The following is a 20,442-nucleotide window of genomic DNA, read 5'->3' as shown; positions in this document are numbered from 1 at the left end:
GGTGGGTGGGTGGTGTGGTGCGAGGAAGAGCCGGGGAGGGCGGCTCAGCCGGCGAACCAGCGGGCCGGCCGCGGTGCGGTGCTCCGCCAGACGTGCTTGCTCTGGCGGTACTCGGCCAGGCCCTCGGGGCCGAGCTCGCGGCCGTTGCCGGACCTGCCCCACCCGCCCCACTCGGCCTGGGGGACGTAAGGGCCGAAGTCGTTGACCCAGACCGTGCCGTGCCGCATCGCGGCGGCCACGCGCTCGCCGCGCTCGACGTCAGCCGTCTGGACACCGCCGGCCAGGCCGTACGCGGTGTCGTTGGCCAGCGCGACCGCCTCGGCCTCGGTGCGGAAGCGCTCCACGGTGAGGATGGGGCCGAAGGTCTCCTCCTGGACGAGGCGCATCGACCTGCGGCAGCCGTCGAAGACGGTCGGCTCGTAGAAGAAGCCGGCCTGCAGGTGCTCGGCGGTCGGTCGGCGCCCACCCGTCAGGAGGCGGGCCCCCTCGCTCAGGCCGAGCGCCACGTACCCCTCGACCTTCTCCCGGTGGGCCGCCGAGACCAGCGGTCCCGACTCGGTGCCGGGCTCCAGGCCGCTCCCCTGCCGGATGCGCCGGGCCCGGTCGACGACGCCCTCGACGAGCGCGTCGGCGATGGGCTCCTCGACGATGAGCCGGGTGCCGGCAGAGCACACCTGGCCGGAGTGCAGGAAGGCGCCGGTGAGCACGAGGTCGACCGCGGTCTCCAGGTCGGCGTCGGCGAAGACGACGTGGGGGTTCTTGCCCCCCAGCTCCACCGTGACCCGCTTGACCGACTCCGCCCCGGCCCGCAGGATCCGCTGCCCGGTGGCCAGGCCACCGGTGAAGGAGACCAGGTCGACGTCCTCGTGCTCGGTCAGCGCCGGCCCGACGGTCGGACCGCCGCCGAGGACGAGGTTGACCACGCCGTCCGGGACGCCGGCCTCGGTGAGCAGGCGCACGAGGTGGACCGTGGTCAGCGGCGTGACCTCGCTCGGCTTGAGCACGGTGGTGTTGCCGGCTCCGAGCGCCGGGGCCACCTTCCAGGCGATCTGCAGCAGCGGGTAGTTCCACGGGGCGATGAGGGAGCAGACGCCGACGGGGGCGTGCACCACGCGGCTGACGACGTCGTCCCGGCCGACGTCGACCGTCCTGTCGACGCCGACGAGCACCTCGTCGGCGTAGTAGCGGAACACCGCGGCGACGTCGTCGACGTCGATCCGGCTCTCCGCGAGCGTCTTGCCGGTGTCGAGGGTCTCGGTGCGTGCGATCTCCTCCCTGTCGCGCTCGAGCAGCTCGGCGGTGCGGCGCAGCACCTTGGAGCGGTCGTCCACGGGCGTCGAGGGCCAGGAGCCCTCGTCGAAGGCGCGCCTGGCCGCCGCGACCGCCGCGGCGGCGTCGTCCGCGGTCGCCTCGTCGACCTCGGTGAAGGCCCGCCCCATGAAGGGGTCGACGACGGGGCGCGTCCCGCCGTCCGCAGCGGCTCTCCAGGAGCCGTCGATGAAGAGGTCGGGCACGGCTCAGACCTCCAGCGACGTCTGCAGGGAGGTGTGCTGGGCGGTGGGGGTGCTGTTGCGCGGGTCGCCCTCGGGGTAGAGCGGCATGCCGTCGCGGTGGCGGTAGAACGGCACGTGCAGCGCGGGCAGCGGCGTGTTGCCGGCGATGAGGTCGGCGGCCTTCTCGGCCATCATCATGATCGGCGCGTAGATGTTGCCGTTGGTGACGTAGGGCATCGCCGAGGCGTCGACCACCCGCAGGCCCTCGGTGCCGTGGACCTTCATGGTCAGCGGGTCGACCACGCTGTCGGGGCCGGTGCCCATCTTGGCGGTGCACGAGGGGTGCAGCGCCGTCTCGGCGTCCTCGGCGACCCAGTCGAGGATCTCCTGGTCGGTCTCCACCGACGGTCCGGGGGAGATCTCGCCGTCGCTGAAGGCCGCGAAGGCCGGCTGCTCGAGGATGGTGCGGGCGGCGCGGACCATCTCGATCCACTCGCGGCGGTCGTTCTCGGTGCTCAGGTAGTTGAACTGGATCGCCGGGTGCTCCAGCGGGTCCGTGCTCCTGATCTTCAGGCTGCCGCGGACGTCGGAGTACATCGGCCCGATGTGCACCTGGTAGCCGTGCACCGACGCGGGCTTGGAGCCGTCGTAGCGCACCGCGACCGGCAGGAAGTGGAACATGAGGTTGGGGTAGTCGACGCGGTCGTTGCTGCGGATGAAGCCACCGGCCTCGAAGTGGTTGGAAGCGCCCACGCCGCTCTTGAAGAACAGCCACTCCGCACCGATGCGGGGCGCGCGCGCCTTGTTCAGCCACGGACCGAGCGACACGGGCTGCTTGCAGGCGTGCTGGACGTAGACCTCGAGGTGGTCCTGGAGGTTCTGGCCCACGCCGGGCAGGTCGACGGCGCTGCGGATGCCGAGCGCGCCGAGCTCTGAGGCGTTGCCGATGCCCGCGAGCTGCAGCAGCTGCGGCGAGCCGAAGGCCCCGCCGCACAGGACCACCTCACCGGCGCCGACGGAGCGCCTGAGCTTGCCGCCGCGCAGGTAGTCGACGCCCACCGCGCGCGTGCCCTGCATGCGGATGCCGGTGACCGTGGACAGCGTGTGCACCGTGAGGTTCTTGCGGTCCATGACCGGGTGCAGGTAGGCGCGGGCGGCGCTGAGGCGCTTGCCGTGGCGCACGTTCCTGTCGAAGGGGGCGAAGCCCTCCTGGCGGTAGCCGTTGACATCGTCGGTGAGCGGGTGACCGGCCTGCTGGACGGCCTCGAAGAAGGCACCGAACAGCGGGGTGTTGGCGGGACCGCGCTCCAGCTCGAGCGGACCGGAGCCGCCGCGCCAGGCGTCCGCTCCGGCGAGGCAGTTCTCCATGCGCTTGAAGTAGGGCAGCACGTGGGCGTAGTCCCACGTCTCCATGCCCGGGTCGGCGCCCCAGCGCTCGTAGTCCAGCGGGTTGCCCCGCTGGAAGATCATCCCGTTGATGCTGCTGGAGCCGCCGAGCACCTTGCCGCGGGCGTGGTAGACCCGCCGGCCGCCCATGAACGGCTCCGGCTCGCTGGAGTACTTCCAGTCGTAGAAGCGGTTGCCGATGGGGAAGGGCAGCGCCGCCGGCATGTGCACCAGCGGGTCCAGCGAGAAGTCGCTGCGGCCCGCCTCGAGCACCAGCACCGAGGTCGAGGGATCGGCGCTGAGGCGGTTGGCCAGCGCGCAGCCGGCGGACCCGCCGCCGACGATGACGTAGTCGTAGTGCTTGCTCACAGCAGCCTCCGGGTGGCGTGGGGACGCCCCGGGTGGCGGGGCGCTCGTGCTCGGGTGGTGCTCGGGTGGCGCTCGGGTGGTTCGGGGGTGGTGCTCGGGGCGTCAGCTCCGGGCGGTGGTCGCCTCGGTGAGGACCTCGGCGAGGTGCGCCTCGATGAGGTGCCGGCACTCCTGCTCGCTGTGGAGGAGGCCGGCGCGGTGCGCCCCGTCGGCGTCACCGCGGGCGATCGCGTCGACGATCGCCGCGTGGTGCTCGACCGCGGCGCGGGTGGGGAGCTCGCCGTCGACGGCGTACCAGAGCAGCGGGGCGACCTCCCCGCGCACCTGCACGCTCGCCGCGGTGAGGCGGCGGGACTGGGCGGCCCCGGCCACGGCGATGTGCAGGCGGCTGTCCGCGAGGCGCAGCTGCTCGAGGCCGGTGGCCGCGGCGAAGGCGCCGGCGAGCTCCCGCAGGCGGTCGACGTCGCTCGGGTCGGCCCGCTCTGCGGCCAGCCGGCAGGCAGATGCGCTGATGCTGCCGGACAGGTCGCCGAGGTCGCGCAGCCACTCGGTGCTCAGGCCCCGCAGGCGCTGAGCGACCTCGTGGGGCTGGACGGCCGAGGCGTCCGTGACGAAGCTGCCGCCTCCGTTGCCCCGACGGGTGGTGACGATGCCGCGCTCGCGCAGCAGCGCCAGCGCCTGGCGGAGCTGGAGCACGGTGACCCCGAGCTGCTCGGCGAGCTCCCGCTCGGGCGGCAGGCGCGTGCCCGCGCTGACGAGGCCCACGCAGACGGCGGTCTCCAGCTGCGCCGCCACCTGCTCGGCGCGCCCACCGGAGCTGGGCGCCGCGTCGGCCAGGCCCGTGACGAGCGCCAGCGGCGCCGGCACGAGCGTGTCGCTGCTCATCGCCGCTCCAGGGCCACCAGGCGCCAGGACGACAGGCCCGGCACACCGGACGGCACCGGCACGTCCACCTGGAGGTCGTCCTTGAGCCGCTGGGGCATGCGGGAGCCCGAGGTGAGCAGGGCGGTGTTGGACACCACCACGCGGTCGTTGCCGGCCACGAGCGCCATGGCCGGGGTGCGCCGCCCCACGCCGCGCAGGAAGGCCGCCTCCAGCCACGCCATGTCGAGGTCGCCTCCGACCACGACCTCCCTGCCCCCGGGCAGGGCCAGGGGCGCGGCCAGGGTGGTGGTGTAGACGTCGCAGCCCCCGGCGTCCAGGTAGGGACCCACGACGACCTGTCCTCCCGCCTCGAGGGGGGAGCGGAACCACGGGCGCGACTGGTAGTCGTAGAAGCCCAGGGCGCTCGGGTCCAGCACGTGCTTGGCGAAGGCGACCTCGCCGGACGGTCCGCGGCGCCACCACTCCATCCACCGGTCGGTGTCGGCGAGCACCCCCGCGCACACGGCGACGCCGATGCCCTCCAGGGGGTTGGGCTCGGCGGCGAGGAGCCGCCGGAAGAGCGGGTGCAGCGCTGCCAGGGACGACGCCGGCGACGCTCCCCCGTCGGCGGAGAGCACCACGGCGGCCCGCTGCCTGACCAGCTCGACGGAGCCGAACGCGTCGTCGACAGCACGCCCCAGCTGCTCGCCTGTGCGCCGCAGCAGGTCGGTGACCTCCTCGCGGTCCATGGGCACCTCCGGTCGGGGCCTTCGGGTCGCGGCGCACCGCGCCGAGCGCGGGCCCACGTCGATAACTTCTTCCTCGAAGTTTCGAATCCGAATGTTTCACGGGCGTCTCGTCGCGGTCAAGGGCTCATGACGGTCCTCTCACCGTCCCTCGCCACCACCCCGCGAGACCCGTCTCCCCGGCCCCGTCACGACGACGAGCACCCGGCCCCCCGGGCCGGGTGCTCGTCGGTGGCGGCGCGGCTGCTGCGCGGCTGGGCCTCCCCGCCGTCAGCGGAAGACGACGGTGCGGTGGCCGTTGAGCATCACGCGCTGCTGGCAGTGCCACCTCACGGCACGGGACAGGGCCAGGGCCTCGGCGTCGCGACCCACCGTGGCGAGGGAGGCCGGGTCGTGGGTGTGGTCGATCCGGATCACCTCCTGCTCGATGATCGGCCCCTCGTCGAGGTCGGGGGTGACGTAGTGCGCCGTGGCGCCGACCTGCTTCACGCCGCGGTCGAAGGCCTGGTGGTAGGGCCGGGCGCCCTTGAACCCCGGCAGGAAGGAGTGGTGGATGTTGATGGCGCGGCCCCGGAGCCTGCGGCAGGTCTCGTCGGAGAGCACCTGCATGTAGCGGGCCAGCACCACCAGCTCGGACTCGGTCTCCTCCACCAGCTCCAGCAGCCTGGCCTCCGCCTCGGGCTTGGTGGCCGCGGTGATCGGCACGTGGTGGAACGGCAGGCCGGCCGCCTCGGCCATGGGCCGCAGGTCCTCGTGGTTGGAGACGACGGCCACCAGCTCGGCGCCGAGGGTGTCCGAGCGCCACCGGAAGACGAGGTCGTTGAGGCAGTGGCCCATCTTCGAGACCATCACGAGCACCCGCGGGCGCTCACCCCCGCTGAAGCGCACGTCCATCCCGTACTTCGCCGCGATGGGCGCGAAGGCCGCCTGCAGCTGCGCCACGTCGGTGGCGCCGCCGAGGCTGGTGAAGGCCGTGCGCGAGAACAGCCGGCCCGAGAGGGCGTCGTCGAACTGCTGGTGCTCCACGATGTCGTGGCCCTGCTGGTACAGGAACGACGTCACCGCGTTGACGATGCCGGGCTGCTGGGGGCAGCTCAGCGACAGGACGGCGGGAGCCGCCGTGCTCGGCGCGGGCGCGGCGGGGGCGGGACTGGTGACCGGGCTGGCCGTCGTGGTCATGGGGTGCCTCCTCAGCACTCGACGATGTTGAGCGCGAGACCGCCGCGGGCGGTCTCCTTGTACTTGTCCTTCATGTCCGCGCCGGTCTCGCGCATCGTCTTGATGGCCTTGTCGAGCGGCACGTGGTGCGCTCCGTCACCGCGCACGGCCATGCGCGCCGCGGTGATGGCCTTGACCGACCCGACGGCGTTGCGCTCGATGCAGGGGATCTGCACCAGCCCGCCCACGGGGTCGCAGGTCAGCCCGAGGTTGTGCTCGATGCCGATCTCGGCGGCGTTCTCCACCTGCAGCGGGTTGCCGCCGATCACCTCCGCCAGGCCCGCGGCGGCCATCGAGCACGCCGAGCCGACCTCGCCCTGGCAGCCGACCTCGGCACCGGAGATGGACGCGTTGAGCTTGAAGAGCATGCCGATGGCGCCGGCGGTGAGCAGGAAGCGCACCACGCCGTCGTCGTCGGCGCCCTCGACGAACCGCTCGTAGTAGTGCAGGACCGACGGGATGATCCCGGCGGCGCCGTTGGTCGGGGCCGTGACCACGCGGCCACCGGCGGCGTTCTCCTCGTTGACCGCGAGCGCGTAGAGCGTGACCCACTCCATGGCGCGCAGCGGGTCGCGCTCGTCGGCGTCGGTCTCCAGGCGCTGCTTGAGCGCTGCTGCGCGCCGGCGCACCTTCAGGCCGCCCGGCAGCACGCCGGTGGTCTTGGTGCCGTGCGCCACGCACTCCTGCATCACCGACCAGATGTGCAGCAGGCCCTCGCGGACCTCGTCCTCGGTGCGCCACGAGAGCTCGTTGGCCATCATCACGTCGCTGATGCGCAGCCCGGTCCGCTCGGTGATCGCGAGCAGCTCGGCCCCGGTGCTGAAGGGGTGGGCCACCGGAGTGGTGTCCGGGACCAGCTGCGGCTGGCCGGCTTCGTCCTCGTCGAGCACGAAGCCGCCGCCCACGGAGTAGTAGTGGCGCTCGGCCAGCAGTTCGCCCTCGAGGTCGAGCGCCTGGAAGACCATCCCGTTGCTGTGGAAGTCCAGCCGCCGGCGGCGGTGCAGCACCACGTCGTCGTCCACGGAGAAGCCGATGACCGTGCCGCCCGCCTCGGGGCCTCCCCCCAGGTGCAGGAGGCGGGCTCCGCGGGCGCGCGCCACGAGGGGGGCGGCGGCCACCGGGTCGACGAGGTGGGGCTGCTCCCCCGACAGGCCCAGCACCACCGCGCCCACGCTGCCGTGGCCGTGGCCGGTGGCGCCGAGCGAGCCGAACAGCTCGCAGCGGACCCTGGCGGTGCGCGGCAGCAGGTCCTCGGCGCGCAGCCGCTCGACGAAGGTCCAGGCAGCCTTCATCGGGCCCACCGTGTGGGAGCTGGAGGGTCCGATGCCGATCTTGAAGAGGTCGAAGACCGACAGGCTCACCGCCGGATCCGCGCCATCTCGGGGTCGACCAGGGGCTCGGCCGCCACGGTCGCGGCGACCGGCTTCCCGAAGTACTCGATCTCGACCTTGCTGCCGACGGTCGCCGCCGCCGCGGGCAGCCAGGCGTACGCGATGGGCCTGCCCACGGTGTGGCCGAAGGCGGCGCTGGTGACGTAGCCGGCGGGCTCGCCGTCGACGAGCACCGGCTCGTGGCCCAGCACCACGGAGGTGCCGTCGTCGACGGTCAGGCACGCGAGCCTGCGCGCGGCCGTGGCCTCGCTGCGCCCGGCGATCGCCTCGCTGCCGGTGAAGGTGCCCGTGGCCGAGCGCACCGCGAAGCCGAGGCCGGCCTCGTACGGGTCGTGCTCGGTGGTCATGTCGCTGCCCCAGGAGCGGTAGCCCTTCTCCAGCCGGAGGCTGTTGAAGGCCGCGCGGCCCGCGGCGATGACGCCGAGGTCCTCACCGGCGGCGAACAGGGCGTCCCACAGGCGCTGGCCGTTGTCGGCCGTGGTGTAGAGCTCCCAGCCGAGCTCGCCGACGTACGACAGGCGCAGCGCCGTCACCGGCACGCCGGCGATGCGGGCGCGGGTGCCGCGGAAGTACTTCAGGCCCTCGTTGCTGAAGTCGTCCGTGGACAGGCGCTCCACCAGCGTGCGGGCGTTCGGGCCCCACAGGCCGATGCAGCAGGTCTCCCCCGTGGTGTCGCGGACCTGGACCCGGTCGGCCAGGCCTGCCGTGCGCACCTCGTCGAGCAGGTGGGCGACGTCCTGGTTGCCGTTGGCGCCCACCTGGAAGAGCTGCTCGCCCAGGCGCGCCACGGTGACGTCGCTGCGGACCCCGCCCGCCTCGTCGAGCCACAACGTGTAGGTGACCGCACCGACGGACTTGTCCATCTTCCCCGTGCTCATGCGCTCGAGGAGCTCAAGGGCACCGGGCCCGGAGACCTCGATGCGCTTGAGCGCGGTCATGTCGTACATGGCCACGGCGGTGCGGGTCTTCCACGCCTCGGCGGCGGCGATCGGCGAGTGGAACCTGCCGGCCCAGTCGTCGCGCGCCGGCGGGGTCCACTCGGCGGGCAGCTCGTCCACGAGCGCGGCGTTGGCCTCGTACCAGTGCGGGCGCTCCCACCCGCCGTGCTCCAGGAAGAACGCCCCCAGCTCCACCTGGCGGGTGTGGAAGGGGCTGACCCGCAGGTTCCGCGGAGACTCCTTGGGCTGCAGCGGGTGGAGGACATCGTAGATCTCGCGGAAGTTCTGCTGGGAGGTCTCGCTGACGTAGGCCTCGTCCAGCTGCACCTCCTCGAAGCGGTGGACGTCGAGCGCGTGCAGGTCGTACTCGCTGTGCCCGTCCACGAGCAGCTGGGCCACGGCCCTGGCCACGCCCGCGGAGTGGGTGACCCACACGGCCTCGGCCACGAAGAAGCCGGCGACCTCCTTGCTCTCCCCCACCAGCGAGCCGCCGTCGGGGGTGAAGGAGAAGACGCCGTTGAAGCCCTCCTCGACCTTGGCCTCGGCCAGCGCCGGCAGCAGCCGCTGCGCGTCCTCGAAGGCCGGGGCGAAGTCCTCCTCGGTGAAGGGCAGCATGGACGGCATGGACGACGCCGAGACGTCGTCGGAGGAGTCGAGGGAGTCCAGGCGCACCGGCATCGGGCGGTGGGCGTAGGAGCCGATGCCGATCCGGTCGCCGTGCTCGCGGAAGTACAGGTCGGCGTCCTGGTGGCGCAGGATCGGCAGGCCCGCCTCGGCGAGCTCGGTGTTGCGGCCCACGAGCTCGCGCACCTGGCCGGTCTTGGCGTACTGGTGCGCCAGCGGCAGCAGCGGCACCGCCATGCCGACCATGGCGCCGACCTTCGGGCCCCAGAACCCGGCGCAGGAGACGACGACGTCCGCGGGCACCACGCCGTCCGCCGTGGTGACGCCGGTGACCCGGCCGCCGGACTGCTCGACGCCGAGGACCTCGGTCTGCCCGCGGAAGACGGCGCCGCGCGCCGAGGCGCGGGCCATCAGCGCGACGACCGCGCGGTGCGCCTTGGCCAGGCCGTCGCTGGGGACGTGCAGGCCGCCGAGCACCTGCTCGGGGTCGACCAGGGGGTGGATCGCGGCGCACTCCGCGGGGCTGAGGATCCGCGCGTCCGGGATGCCCCAGGAGCGGGTCCAGCCGCGGCGGCGCTCCAGCTCGGCCAGGCGCTCGGGGGTGGTGGCCACCTCCAGGCCCCCGACCTGGTTGAAGCACCAGGCGCCGTCGACGTCCAGGGACTTCAGCTTCTCGACGGTGTACGACGCCAGGCGGGCCATGGTCTGGGAGGAGTTGGTCTGGAAGACCAGCCCGGGGGCGTGCGACGTGGACCCGCCCGCCAGGGGCAGCGGCCCCTGGTCGAGCACGGTGATGTCCGTCCAGCCGCGCTCGGTGAGCTCGTCGGCGAGGTTGGCCCCGACGATGCCGGCGCCGATGATCACCACTCGGGGTGAGGAGGTCATGTCCGTCTCCTGCTGTCGGGAGCTGCTGGGCGTGGTCTTCGGGTGGGTGGTGGCGCCGGGCGCCCGGTGTCAGGCGCCGTGAGCGCGGTGCTCGGTGGCCGCGTCGGCCAGCCAGTCCGCGAGGTACCGGGCGAAGGACGAGCGGACGAGCACCTCGTAGGAGCGGCCGTCGTCGGACAGCGCGAGGAGGATGACCCCGGCCTGCCCCAGCAGCGTCTGGGCCGCGGTCCCGGTGCTGAACACCGAGGGGTGCGTGTCGATCGCGCAGCCCGCGGCCAGCAGGTCGCGGGCGTGGGGGCCCTCCAGCCGCAGGGCCACGCGCTGGGCGGAGACGTCGACGGCCGCCCCGCCGGCCGGGGCCGCCGCCGCGCGCAGCCGCGCCTCCAGGTCCTCCGACGGCGCCGCGGGGACCGTCACCAGCCACTCGTCGGGGCCGAGCCACACCACGCGGCCCCCGGCGGGGGTGGCCACCCAGGTGCCCGGACGGGCGGGCAGCGGCACACCGAGCACCTGGGCGAGGGCGTCGGCGGCAGGCCCGGGCAGGGCGGCGCGGACCTGGGCCATCGCGGAGAGCTGCTCGACGCGCACCGCGCCCGCGGTGGCCTCGGCCAGGTCCGGCCGGGCGTCGAGGGGGTGGCTGCTCGAGAGGGTGCGGGGCAGCGGCACCAGGGTGGCAGCGGACCGGTCAGCCATCGCGGCGAGCTCCTTCGGGGTCGACCAGGACGGGGCCGGTCACCTCGGCGGCGACGAGGCGGCCCCCGACGGGCACGTGCACCAGCTGGCCGGCGCGGGCGCGGCCGCCCTTGAGCAGGGCGAGGGCGAACGGCCGCTCGAGGTGCGCGCTGCGGTAGCTGGACGTGACGTGCCCGAGCATCGGCACGGGCGGGGGCGGCAGCACCCCGTCCTCGGCGTGCTCGACGATCTGCGAACCCTCCGGCAGCACCGTGGTGCGGTCGACGGGGAGCAGGCCGACGAGGTGCTTGCGGTCCTCGCGCTGGTTGTCGGCGCGCGCGAAGGAGCGCTTGCCCACGAAGTCGGGCTTCTTCTTGGAGACCACCCAGGCCATGCCGAGGTCCTGCGGGGTGACCGTGCCGTCGGTGTCCTGCCCGATGATCGGGTAGCCCTTCTCGGCGCGCAGCACGTGCATGGCCTCGGTGCCGTACGGCGTGATGCCGTACGGGCGACCGGCCTCGACCAGCCGCTCCCAGACGGCCAGGCCGTAGCGGGAGTCGACGTGGACCTCCCAGGCCAGCTCGCCGGAGAAGCTGATGCGCGCCAGGCGCACGGGCACGCCGTCGAGGGTGGTGTCCTGCCAGGTCATGAAGCCGAAGGCGTCGTTGCTGACGTCCACGTCCCCACCGGCGGCAGGGCCGAAGACGGCGCCGATGACGTCGCGCGAGCGCGGGCCCACCACGGGGAAGGCGGCCCACTGCTCGGTCACGGAGGCGAGGTGCACCCGCAGGTCGGGCCACTCGGTCTGGTGCCACTCCTCCATCCAGTCGAGGACCTTGGCGGCACCACCCGTCGTCGTCATGACCAGGAAGCGGTCCTCGGCGACGCGCAGCACGGTGCCGTCGTCCAGGACCATGCCGTCGGCGGCGCACATCACCCCGTAGCGGACCCTGCCGACGGTGAGGCTGCTCATGAGGTTGGTGTAGAGCCGGTCCAGCAGCTCCCCGGCGTCGGGGCCCTGGACGTCGATCTTGCCCAGGGTGGAACCGTCGAGGATCCCCACGGAGGTCCGGGCCGCTGCGCACTCGCGCAGCACCGCGGTCTCCAGGTCCTCCCCCGCCAGCGGGTAGTAGCGGGGGCGCTTCCACTGCCCGACGTCCTCCCAGACCGCACCGGCCTGGACGTGCCAGTCGTGCACGGAGGTGGTGCGGACCGGGTCGAAGAGCTGGCCGCGGTCGCGCCCGGCGAGGGTGGCGAAGGCGACCGGGGTGTACGGGGGGCGGAAGGTGGTGGTGCCGACGGCGTCCGGCCCGGCGCCCAGGAGCTCCGCGATGATCCCCGAGGTGACGACGCCGGAGGTCTTGCCCTGGTCGTGGGCGGTGCCGATGGTCGTGTACCGCTTGACGTGCTCCGGGGAGCGCAGGCCGGCGCCGAGGGCGCGCTGGACGTCGGCGACGGTGGCGTCGCGCTGCACGTCGACGAACTGGCGGCTGGTGTCACCGGAGGGGTCCGGGACCACCCAGACGAGGTCGGGGGCGCTCGACGAGCCGCCCGGGGGCTGCTGGCCGGCGGAGGGGACCGGGACGGCGGTGACGGCCAGGTCCAGCTCGGACAGCGCGGTCGCGGCCGCCGCGCCGCCCTGGCGCAGGCAGGCCTGCAGCTCGAAGGTGCCCGCGGCCGAGCCCACCACCAGGAGGTCCTCCAGCCGCTCGGCGGGCAGGAAGGCGCCCAGCGCGGCGTCGAAGGCCAGCTTGCCGCGGGCCTGGCTGTGCAGGTGCACCGCGGGGTTCCAGCCGCCGCTGACGAGCAGCAGGTCGCAGGCGAGCTCCTCCGGCCCGTGGCCGGAGGAGGAGCGGGTGCCGGCCGCCAGGCCAGCGCGGTCGAACGGGGCCACCAGGGCGGCCGAGACCCGCTCGACGCCGCGGGTGCCGACCACGGCGCTGCCCGTGCGCACCGGCACGCCGCGGCGCTCCAGCTCGGCCGCCCAGTGCGCGGGCGCTGCCTCGCGGGTGTCCACGACCGCCGCCACCTGCACACCGGCGTCGGCGAGGTCGGCGGCCACCCGGTAGGCGCTGTCGTTCGTGGTGAACACGACGGCGCGAGTGCCGGCGAGCACCCCGTAGCGGTGCAGGTACGTCCGGGCCGAGCCGGCGAGCATGGTGCCGGGCCGGTCGTTGTCGGTGAAGACCACGGGGCGCTCGTGGGCGCCGGCCGCGACCACCGTGCGGCGGGCGCGGACCCGCCAGACGCGCTGCCGGGAGGTCCCCTCGGGGGCGGCACCGCCGAGGTGGTCGGTGCGGCGCTCCACGGCGAGGGCGAACCCGTCGTCGTAGACCCCGAAGACCGTGGTCCGCTGCAGGTGCACCACCTCGGGGGCGGCGTCGAGCTCGGCGACGGCGTCCGCCACCCACTCCAGCGCGGGGCGGCCGTCCACGACGTCGTCCGAGCCGAGCAGGGAGCCCCCGGCCTCGGACTGCTCGTCGAGCAGCGCGACGCGGGCGCCCGAGCGGGCGCCGGTCAGCGCGGCCTGCAGCCCCGCCGGGCCGGCGCCGACCACGAGCAGGTCGACGTGGAGGTGGCGGGAGTCGTAGCGGGCGGAGTCGGCGATGTCGGCCAGGCGCCCCTGCCCGGGGACGCCGTCGGCCACGAGGCCGTCGAAGACCTCGGTGGTGCTGGCGAGGAGCATCGGGTCCGGGAACGGCTCCTCCACCTGGACCAGGCTGCTGGGGTCCTCCGCCCACGCCGCGCCGATCCCCCGGGGCCGGCCCAGCTTGATGCTCGTGCCGACCTGGTGCACGCCGTCGGCCAGGAGGGCCGAGGAGAGCGTGTCGCCGCGCAGGCCGGTGCGCTCGACGCCGGCGAAGGTGTAGCTCACCGGGGCGCTGCGGTCGACGCGACCGCCGCTGGGGGTCCGGAAGGCCCCGCGGAGCTCGCCCGTGACGGCGGTGGAGGTGGAGGTCGTCTCGCTCATGCGGTCACCGGCCGGGGCTCGTCGGGGCGGTAGGTGGCGTGGAAGCGGTACGTCACGGTGTCGCGCACGGCGTTGAACCACTTCCGGCAGCCGGCGCTGTGCGACCAGCGCTCGGCGAACAGGCCGCGGGTGTTGTCGCGGAAGAACAGGTAGTGCGCCCACTCCTCGTCCGACAGGGCGGCGGGCTGCTCGGGGTAGGGCACGTGGGCCTGGCCGCCGTAGTGGAACTCGACCTCCTCGCGGGGGCCGCACCACGGGCACCGGATCATCTGCACGTCGGGTCTCCTGGTCTGGCGGGTCTGGTGTCGGGGGGGTCGCCGTCAGCGCGTCAGTGGGCCACGGCCGCGGCGCCGTGCTCGTCCACGAGGCGGCCGGTGACGAAGCGGTCCAGGGAGAAGGGCGCCGCGTAGGGGTGCGGCTCGTCGTTGGCGACGGTGTCGGCGAAGACCCACCCCACGCCCGGGGTGGCCTTGAAGCCGCCGGTGCCCCAGCCGCAGTTGAGGAAGACGTTCTCGTACGGGGTGCGGCCCACGATCGGGGAGGCGTCCGGGGTGGTGTCGACGATGCCTCCCCAGGTGCGCAGCAGGTGCGCGCGCGCGAAGACGGGGAAGAGCTCGACGGCAGCCGCCATCTGCCGCTCGATGATGTGGAACGCGCCGCGCTGGCCGTAGCCGTTGTAGGCGTCGACGCCGGCGCCCATGACCAGCTCGCCCTTGTGCGCCTGGGACACGTACACGTGCACGGCGTTGGACATGACGATCGTGGGGTGCACGGGCTCGAGCAGCTCGGAGACCAGCGCCTGCAGCGGGTGGGACTGGATCGGCACCCGCAGGCCCAGCATGTCGGTGAGCACCGAGGTGCTGCCCGCCGCCGCGAGGGCGACCTTGCCGCAGGCGATGTCGCCGCGGGTGGTGCGCACACCGGTGACGCGGTCCCCGTCGCGCACGAAGCCGGTGACCTCGCAGTCCTGGATGATGTCGACGCCGGCCTCGTCGAGGCGCCGTGCGAAGCCCCAGGCCACGTAGTCGTGCTTGGCGATGCCCGCGCGCGGCTGGTAGGTGGCGCCCAGCACCGGGTAGCGGATGTCGGTCGAGGTGTTGACGATCGGGCAGATCTTGCGGACCTCGTCGGGCTCCACCCACTCGGCGTCGACGCCGTTGAGGACGTTGGCCTCCACGCGGCGCACGCTGTCGCGCACGTCCTGCAGGGTGTGGGCGAGGTTGAGCACGCCGCGCTGGCTGAACAGGATCGGGTAGCCGAGGTCCTCCTCCAGGCCCTCCCACAGCTTGAGGGAGTGCTCGTAGATGGCCGCGGACTCGTCCCACAGGTAGTTGGAGCGGATCAGCGTGGTGTTGCGGGCCGTGTTGCCGCCGGCGAGCCACCCCTTCTCCAGCACGGCGATGTTCGTGATGCCGTGGTTCTTCACGAGGTAGTGCGCCGTGGCCAGGCCGTGGCCGCCACCGCCGACGATGACGACGTCGTAGGCCTTCCTCGGCTCCGGGTTCTTCCAGAGGAGGTCGGGGTGCTCGGGCAGCTCCGCGCCCGGCGTCCGCGGCGGGGTGCCGTTCAGCCGGTCGGCGGCGGCAGCGGCCGGGGTGTGGGGGACGGCGTCGGCGGGATCGGTCGAGAAGGCGTCGACGGTGGTCATCGGCTCGTCTCCGTGGTCTGTCGGGTCGGCGGTGCGGTCGCTGGCGCCCTGCTGTCGCACGGCTCCGCCGGGCGGAGCAGCCCTGTGGACAGAAGACTGATGTATCAGTTGTCTGTAACGTAGGCACCGCGCCCCCGGTGGTCAAGGGGGGCGCGTCGGATCCGGATCGGTGGAGCGAGGACGGCATGAGGACAGCGGCGCTGCAGGAGCGGGCCGGGGCTGCGCACGACGGCGTGGTCCCCGTCGCGGGGGGTGCGCCCGACCCCGCCGCCGCCGAGCGCGCCGTGGTGGACCTCCTGGCGGCGCTCGGCCTGGACGCCGGTGCCCCCGGGCTGCGCGAGACCCCCCGGCGGGTGGCCCGGGCCTACGCCGACCTGCTGACCCCCGAGCCCTTCACCCTCACGACGTTCCCGAACGAGGAGGGGTACGACGAGCTGGTGGTGGTGAGCGACATCCCGTTCACGTCGCTGTGCGAGCACCACCTCCTGCCCTTCGCGGGCGTGGCGCACGTCGGGTACCTGCCGGGCGCGCGCGTCGTGGGGCTGTCCAAGCTGGCCCGCGCCGTGGAGGCGCTCTCCCGGCGCCCCCAGGTCCAGGAGCGCCTGACCTGCCAGGTGGCCGACCTCCTCCAGGGCGCGCTGGACCCCGGCGGCGTCGGGGTGGTGCTCGAGGCGGAGCACAGCTGCATGTCGCTGCGCGGGGTCCGGGCCGTCGGCGCGCTCACCAGGACGTCCGCCCTGCGCGGTCGCGTCCGCAGCGACGCCCGCACGCGGGCCGAGTTCCTGGACCTCGCGCGCCGGAGCCGGGCGTGACCGCGGCCACCGGTCGGACCCGCCACCGCGACCGGCGCCCGGGCGCCGCCGGGGGTGCGAGGCTCCACCGCCCCTACAGTTGGGGGGTGCAGCAGGTCACCGGCCTCAAGGAGGAGCGCTACTCGTCACTCGCCGAGCGCGCGTACGCCGAGATCCGGGACCGGCTCATCATGCTCGACATCCGCCCGAACGAACCCCTCGACGACGACGCGCTCGCCGAGGAGCTCCAGATGGGCAAGACGCCTGTGCGCGAGGCCATCAAGCGGCTCGAGGTCGACCGGCTCATCGTCACCTACCCCCGCCGCGGCACGTTCGCGACCGGTGTGGACATCACCGACCTCGCCCACATCTCCGAGGTCCGCTCGCTCCTGGAGCCGCTCGCCGCGCAGCGCGCCGCCGAGCGCGCCAGCGCCGCCGAGCGCCAGGAGCTGCTGCACCTCGCCGACCGGCTCGAGCAGCTCGACCTGGCGACCACGAGCAACCACGACCTGATGCACTACGACGCCCAGGTGCACCGCACGATCTACCGCGTCGGCGGCAACCCCCACCTCGAGGACGCTCTCGTCAGGCACCACAACCTCGCCACGAGGATCTTCTGCCTCTTCCTGGACCGGCTGCCGGCCGTGGACGGTCACGTGCACGAGCACGTCGACCTGCTGCGCGCGATCGCGGCGGGCCACGGGGAGGATGCCGCGTCGCGGGCGGCGGAGCACGTCAAGAGCTTCGAGGTGGCGGTCCGCTCGGTCATCTGAGGGCGGCCGGCGCGGGCCGGACGGAGGGTGACGCTCAAACCCGGCGAGGACGGCGGGTCCGCGGGCTCAAGGTCGGTCGCGGACGTCCCGACGCAGTGAGTACCCCCGAGGAGACGGGGTGTGCACCGCGCCGGAAGGACCCACCCTCACATGACGACCATCAAGGCCTCCTGCCCCACCTGCGGCGACGTCGAGCTGACCCCGCCCCAGGTGCGACTGGTCGTCTGCACGGTCTCGGCGTGGAGCTTCTACGCGTTCGGCTGCCCGGACTGCACCGACGAGGTGCGCAAGCACGCCACCGACGACGTCGTCCGCCTGCTGACCACCGGCGGGGTGCCCGCCGAGCACTGGTCGGTGCCGGCCGAGGCCCTGGAGGAGCACACCGGCTCCACCATCAGCTGGGACGACGTCCTCGACTTCACCCTGGCCCTGGAGACCACCGACGTGGCGGCCGCCGCCGCCGCAGCGGTGCTGCGACCGCGCCGCGTCGGCTGAGCCCCCCGCCTCACGCCCTCGGGCGACCGGTGGAGCGCTGGCGCGCCCGCTCGAGCGCCACGCGCAGCGGCTCGTCCAGCGACCTGTCACCCGGGGACGCCGCGACCAGCAGCCCGATGTCGCGCACCTTGACGTTCCGGTCCTGGCTCATGACGACCATCGCCGCGAACGCCTCCTCCACCGTGCAGTCGAGTCGGCTGGCCACCGCCCCCTTGGCCTGCTCGATGGCCGCCCGGGACTGCATGGCGAGCTTGAGGTTCTCCACCTCCGCCACGAGGTCGGCGGTGCGCCGGGCCGCGGACAGGACGGCGGACGCCGCGGCGGCGTAGGCCTCGGCCCGCTGGGCGTCCAGCTCGGCGCCGGAGCTGCTGTAGGCGCTCACCACCCCCGTGACGCGGTCGCCGTCGCGCAGGGGCACGGACACCGCAGACCGCACCCCTCCGCCGGCGGTGCGCATCGCCAGCCGGGGCCAGCGCTCGTCAGCGGAGACGTCGGAGGTCCACACCGCCTCACCGGTGCTGTGCGCCAGGAGGGCCGGCCCCTCGTCGGCCGCCCACTGCGCGCCGTCCACGGCCTGGGCCTCGGCGGAGTCCGCCGCGCTGTCGGTGGGCTGGGCGGGGTCGCCGGTGCTGGCGCTGCCCGAGGTCGCGCCCGGCACCGCCGCCACGGCCGCCGCCGCCACCGCGGCGAGGAGCTGGTGCCCCGGGGCACCGCTGACCGCGAGCTCGACGAGGTTCCCCAGGGACCGCAGGACCTCGGGCCCTGCCGCCCCTCGGCGCGCGGGCGCGGGCGGAGCGCCGTCCGGCGCGGGGGTGGCGCTGCCGGGTCCCTCGGGCCGGACACCCGCCTGGACGGGCCCGGCCACCGGCAGGAGCACCACCAGCCGCCGCTGCAGGACCTCGGTGCAGGAGGACACGACGGCGTGCACCTCGCGCACCTGGCCCTCCCGCGGCTGCAGCCGCAGCCGCGCGGTCACCGTGCCCTCCCGCCCGGCGCGCGAGAGCAGCGAGCGGACCAGCGGCCGGTCCTCGGTGGCCACGAACGCCTGCACGGGCGTGCTCACCAGAGCGGCGGACGGCACCGCGAGGAGCGCCGAGGCCGCGGGGTTGGAGTGCTCGATGCCGCCGTCGGCGTCGGTGGTGATGACCGGAGCGGGCAGCGCGTGCACGAGCTGCCGGGCCGCCTCACGAGCCGCCTCGCGCCGCGCGGCCATCACCTCGACGTCGCGCTGCTGGGCGGCGAGCTCCCGGTCGGCGGCCGCCAGCTCCTCGGTGAGCCGCTGCACGCGCAGCTCGAGGAGCTCGACCGGCGACGCGGACGACGACGGGGTGGATGAGGACTGCGCGGACACCAGGGATCGCCCTCCGACGGACGGAGCCACCTGGTTTCGATGCTCGCCCATTGTGCCAGGTGGCTCCCAGGCTTGAGACGGGTGTTCGTCAGCGGGCCGTCATCCCGCAGGTGGCGAGCAGCGCCCCGACGACGCCGCGGAGCCGGCGGCCCCCGCGGCGCCGCTGGGCACCCCCGCTCGTCGGCGTCGTGCACGGCCAGCACCCCGGCACCCTCGCCCCGTGCCGCCGTGCCGCGCACCTGCTCTCCAGGAGCCAGGCGGCCGGGGGGGTCGCGTCATGGCCGCGCCAGGTCAGCCCCGGGAGAACCACCCGTCGTCGGGGAGGTCGGGCGCGGGCGGGTCCCAGGGCTGCTCGGGCGCCGGCTCCCACGGCCAGAGCTCCTCGGCCCCGGCGCCCGCACGGGCGATGGCGGCACCGTCCACCTCAGCGGTGGCCTCGGGCACGCCCTGCGCGTCCCACCGGACCACGAAGCGCACCGGGCCCGGCGGCGGCAGCGGCGCCACCCAGTAGCGCTGGTCGTAGCGGCGCCCGCCACCTCCAAGCCCAGCAGGAGCGCCTCGCCCCACGGTGCGTGACCGGTGATCTGGCCGAAGACGTCGCTGCGGTGGCCGGGGTCGTGGCGCAGGAGCACCGTCAGCACGAAGGCGAAGCCGCTGCTGGACGCCTGGAAGCCGCTGAGCACCACCGCGACCTCGTCGGTCCGGACCACCGCGGGCGGCAGAGCCACCGGCACCGGCACCTCGTTCTCCGGCTCCTGGCGTCGCCGGACCCAGCGCTCGGTGCGCTCGCGCTGCTCGCGGGTCGGCTCGTCGCCGCTGCCGGTCCCGTGGAAGCCCGTCGAGCGCACCAGCGTGATCATCCGCTCGTCCCGCTCCCGCAGCAAGCCCCTCGGCTGGGAGGCTGGCGCGGTGAGGCTCGCGCTGCTCTCCCAGCACCGGTGCGGCGAAGAGACCGGCCAGCTGGCCCTGGCCCCGCACCAGCGCGGGCGGCCGTCGCCGCGGCCGGAGGGAGCTCGATGACAGCGGCGGACGCCGCGGCGCTGTGGCGGCGGGTCGCCACGGCGCAGCACGGACCGGGCTACGCCGACGCCTACGCCGAGCGCTTCCGGGCGCTGGCGGCGGACGGGCAGGACGTCGACGGCGAGGCGCGGTGCGTGCAGCGCCTCCTGCTGCCCCCCGCGCGGGTGCTCGACGCCGGCTGCGGCACCGGGCGCGTGGCCGCGCGGCTGTCGGAAGCTGGCTACGACGTGGTCGGCTGCGACGCCGACGCGGCGATGGTGGAGGTCGCGCGCCGCGAGCACCCCGACCTCCCGTGGCTGGTGGCGGACCTGGCCGAGCTCGAGCCCCGGGAGACCGGTGGGTGCTTCGACGCGGTGCTGCTGGCCGGGAACGTCGTGCCGTTCCTGGCGGGCTCGCTGGCCAGCGCCGCGCAGCGGTGCGCGCAGCTGCTGCGGCCGGGCGGGCTGCTCGTGGCCGGCTTCGGGCTGGACGCCGACCACCTGCCCGAGGGCTGCGACGCCGTGCCCCTCGCCGTCGTCCTGGAGGTCTTCGGGGTGGCGGGGCTGGAGCCGCGGCAGCAGTGGTCGACGTGGGGCGGCGACCCGCTGACCGGTGGCGACGGCTACGCGGTGCTGGTGCTCCGGACCCAGTGACGCCCGCCCGGGTCCGGAGATCGGGGCGGGCGTCGGTGGAGCGTCAGCGCCGGGAGGTCACTGGCGCGGCGCGGGCGGGAGCCCCGTGCTGACCGTGGAGGTGGAGTCGGCCTTGCCGAGGTCGCTGGCGTCGGCCTGCTGCGCGTAGAACTGGAAGCCGGCGTGCCGGAGCACC

The 20,442-nt window shown here is 74.4% G+C and carries 18 protein-coding genes; 5 read left to right on the top strand and 13 right to left on the bottom strand.

Going from position 1 to position 20,442, the window contains the following annotated elements; all coding sequences use genetic code 11:
- Window positions 1-44 precede the first annotated feature (44 nt).
- From FHN55_RS10170 to FHN55_RS10120, 11 genes are all read right to left on the bottom strand, one after another.
- Window positions 45-1,514 (bottom strand): aldehyde dehydrogenase family protein, encoded by a 1,470-nt coding sequence (locus FHN55_RS10170; protein ID WP_139712164.1) that lies wholly within the window; start codon window positions 1,512-1,514, stop codon window positions 45-47.
- Window positions 1,515-1,517: 3 nt separating this feature from the next.
- Window positions 1,518-3,248 (bottom strand): choline dehydrogenase, encoded by a 1,731-nt coding sequence (gene betA / locus FHN55_RS10165; protein ID WP_139712163.1) that lies wholly within the window; start codon window positions 3,246-3,248, stop codon window positions 1,518-1,520.
- A gap of 102 nt (window positions 3,249-3,350) precedes the next feature.
- Window positions 3,351-4,133: a FadR/GntR family transcriptional regulator gene (locus FHN55_RS10160; RefSeq protein ID WP_139712162.1), complete on the bottom strand. Its 783-nt coding sequence runs from the start codon at window positions 4,131-4,133 to the stop codon at window positions 3,351-3,353.
- Entirely contained in the window at window positions 4,130-4,861 is a 732-nt protein-coding gene (locus FHN55_RS10155) for a cache domain-containing protein (RefSeq protein ID WP_139712161.1), read from the bottom strand. The genes FHN55_RS10160 and FHN55_RS10155 overlap by 4 nt, the downstream gene beginning before the upstream one ends.
- Before the next feature lie 267 nt (window positions 4,862-5,128).
- Window positions 5,129-6,037 (bottom strand): formyltetrahydrofolate deformylase, encoded by a 909-nt coding sequence (gene purU, locus FHN55_RS10150; protein WP_139712160.1) that lies wholly within the window; start codon window positions 6,035-6,037, stop codon window positions 5,129-5,131.
- A gap of 11 nt (window positions 6,038-6,048) precedes the next feature.
- Window positions 6,049-7,437: an L-serine ammonia-lyase gene (locus FHN55_RS10145; RefSeq protein WP_139712159.1), complete on the bottom strand. Its 1,389-nt coding sequence runs from the start codon at window positions 7,435-7,437 to the stop codon at window positions 6,049-6,051.
- A complete protein-coding gene (locus FHN55_RS10140; protein WP_139712158.1) occupies window positions 7,434-9,914 on the bottom strand; it encodes an FAD-dependent oxidoreductase in 2,481 nt (826 codons plus the stop codon). Before FHN55_RS10140 ends, FHN55_RS10145 begins: the two co-directional genes overlap by 4 nt.
- Before the next feature lie 69 nt (window positions 9,915-9,983).
- Entirely contained in the window at window positions 9,984-10,607 is a 624-nt protein-coding gene (locus FHN55_RS10135; protein ID WP_218974523.1) for a sarcosine oxidase subunit gamma, read from the bottom strand.
- On the bottom strand, window positions 10,600-13,557 hold the full coding sequence (locus FHN55_RS10130; RefSeq protein ID WP_139712157.1) for a glycine cleavage T C-terminal barrel domain-containing protein: 2,958 nt from the start codon (window positions 13,555-13,557) through the stop codon (window positions 10,600-10,602). Before FHN55_RS10130 ends, FHN55_RS10135 begins: the two co-directional genes overlap by 8 nt.
- Entirely contained in the window at window positions 13,554-13,826 is a 273-nt protein-coding gene (locus tag FHN55_RS10125; RefSeq protein ID WP_257570855.1) for a sarcosine oxidase subunit delta, read from the bottom strand. Before FHN55_RS10125 ends, FHN55_RS10130 begins: the two co-directional genes overlap by 4 nt.
- A 59-nt stretch (window positions 13,827-13,885) precedes the next feature.
- Window positions 13,886-15,205 carry a sarcosine oxidase subunit beta family protein gene (locus FHN55_RS10120; protein WP_139712155.1) on the bottom strand — a complete coding sequence of 440 codons (1,320 nt, stop codon included), beginning with the start codon at window positions 15,203-15,205 and terminating at the stop codon, window positions 13,886-13,888.
- A 185-nt stretch (window positions 15,206-15,390) separates the two neighbouring features.
- On the opposite strand from FHN55_RS10120, the gene folE reads away from it, so the two are divergent.
- The 3 genes from folE to FHN55_RS10105 all read left to right on the top strand — a co-directional run bounded on the left by folE (window position 15,391) and on the right by FHN55_RS10105 (window position 17,264).
- Window positions 15,391-16,017 (top strand): GTP cyclohydrolase I FolE, encoded by a 627-nt coding sequence (gene folE / locus FHN55_RS10115; protein ID WP_139712154.1) that lies wholly within the window; start codon window positions 15,391-15,393, stop codon window positions 16,015-16,017.
- A gap of 86 nt (window positions 16,018-16,103) precedes the next feature.
- Window positions 16,104-16,769 (top strand): GntR family transcriptional regulator, encoded by a 666-nt coding sequence (locus FHN55_RS10110; RefSeq protein WP_257570845.1) that lies wholly within the window; start codon window positions 16,104-16,106, stop codon window positions 16,767-16,769.
- Between the two features lie 150 nt (window positions 16,770-16,919).
- Window positions 16,920-17,264 (top strand): hypothetical protein, encoded by a 345-nt coding sequence (locus tag FHN55_RS10105; RefSeq protein ID WP_139712153.1) that lies wholly within the window; start codon window positions 16,920-16,922, stop codon window positions 17,262-17,264.
- A 10-nt stretch (window positions 17,265-17,274) separates the two neighbouring features.
- On the opposite strand, the gene FHN55_RS10100 is transcribed toward FHN55_RS10105, so the two are convergent.
- Together FHN55_RS10100 and FHN55_RS10095 are read right to left on the bottom strand one after the other, a co-directional pair.
- Complete coding sequence (locus tag FHN55_RS10100) at window positions 17,275-18,615, bottom strand: ANTAR domain-containing protein (RefSeq protein WP_180357743.1); 1,341 nt, start codon at window positions 18,613-18,615, stop codon at window positions 17,275-17,277.
- A 291-nt stretch (window positions 18,616-18,906) separates the two neighbouring features.
- Window positions 18,907-19,119, bottom strand: coding sequence for a hypothetical protein (locus tag FHN55_RS10095; protein WP_139712151.1), 213 nt, complete (start codon window positions 19,117-19,119; stop codon window positions 18,907-18,909).
- 75 nt (window positions 19,120-19,194) lie between these two features.
- Between FHN55_RS10095 and FHN55_RS10090 the strand changes: the two genes are divergently transcribed.
- Both FHN55_RS10090 and FHN55_RS10085 read left to right on the top strand, forming a co-directional pair.
- Window positions 19,195-19,635, top strand: coding sequence for a hypothetical protein (locus FHN55_RS10090; RefSeq protein ID WP_139712150.1), 441 nt, complete (start codon window positions 19,195-19,197; stop codon window positions 19,633-19,635).
- Complete coding sequence (locus FHN55_RS10085) at window positions 19,632-20,267, top strand: bifunctional 2-polyprenyl-6-hydroxyphenol methylase/3-demethylubiquinol 3-O-methyltransferase UbiG (protein WP_139712149.1); 636 nt, start codon at window positions 19,632-19,634, stop codon at window positions 20,265-20,267. Before FHN55_RS10090 ends, FHN55_RS10085 begins: the two co-directional genes overlap by 4 nt.
- The last annotated feature ends 175 nt before the right edge of the window (window positions 20,268-20,442 follow it).

It is taken from the genome of Streptomyces sp. NP160, from assembly GCF_006335115.1.
GTDB lineage: Bacteria > Actinomycetota > Actinomycetes > Actinomycetales > Quadrisphaeraceae > Quadrisphaera.
The sequence above is the reverse complement of the archived record's forward strand: the minus strand, read 5'-3'. Positions and strand labels throughout refer to the sequence as shown.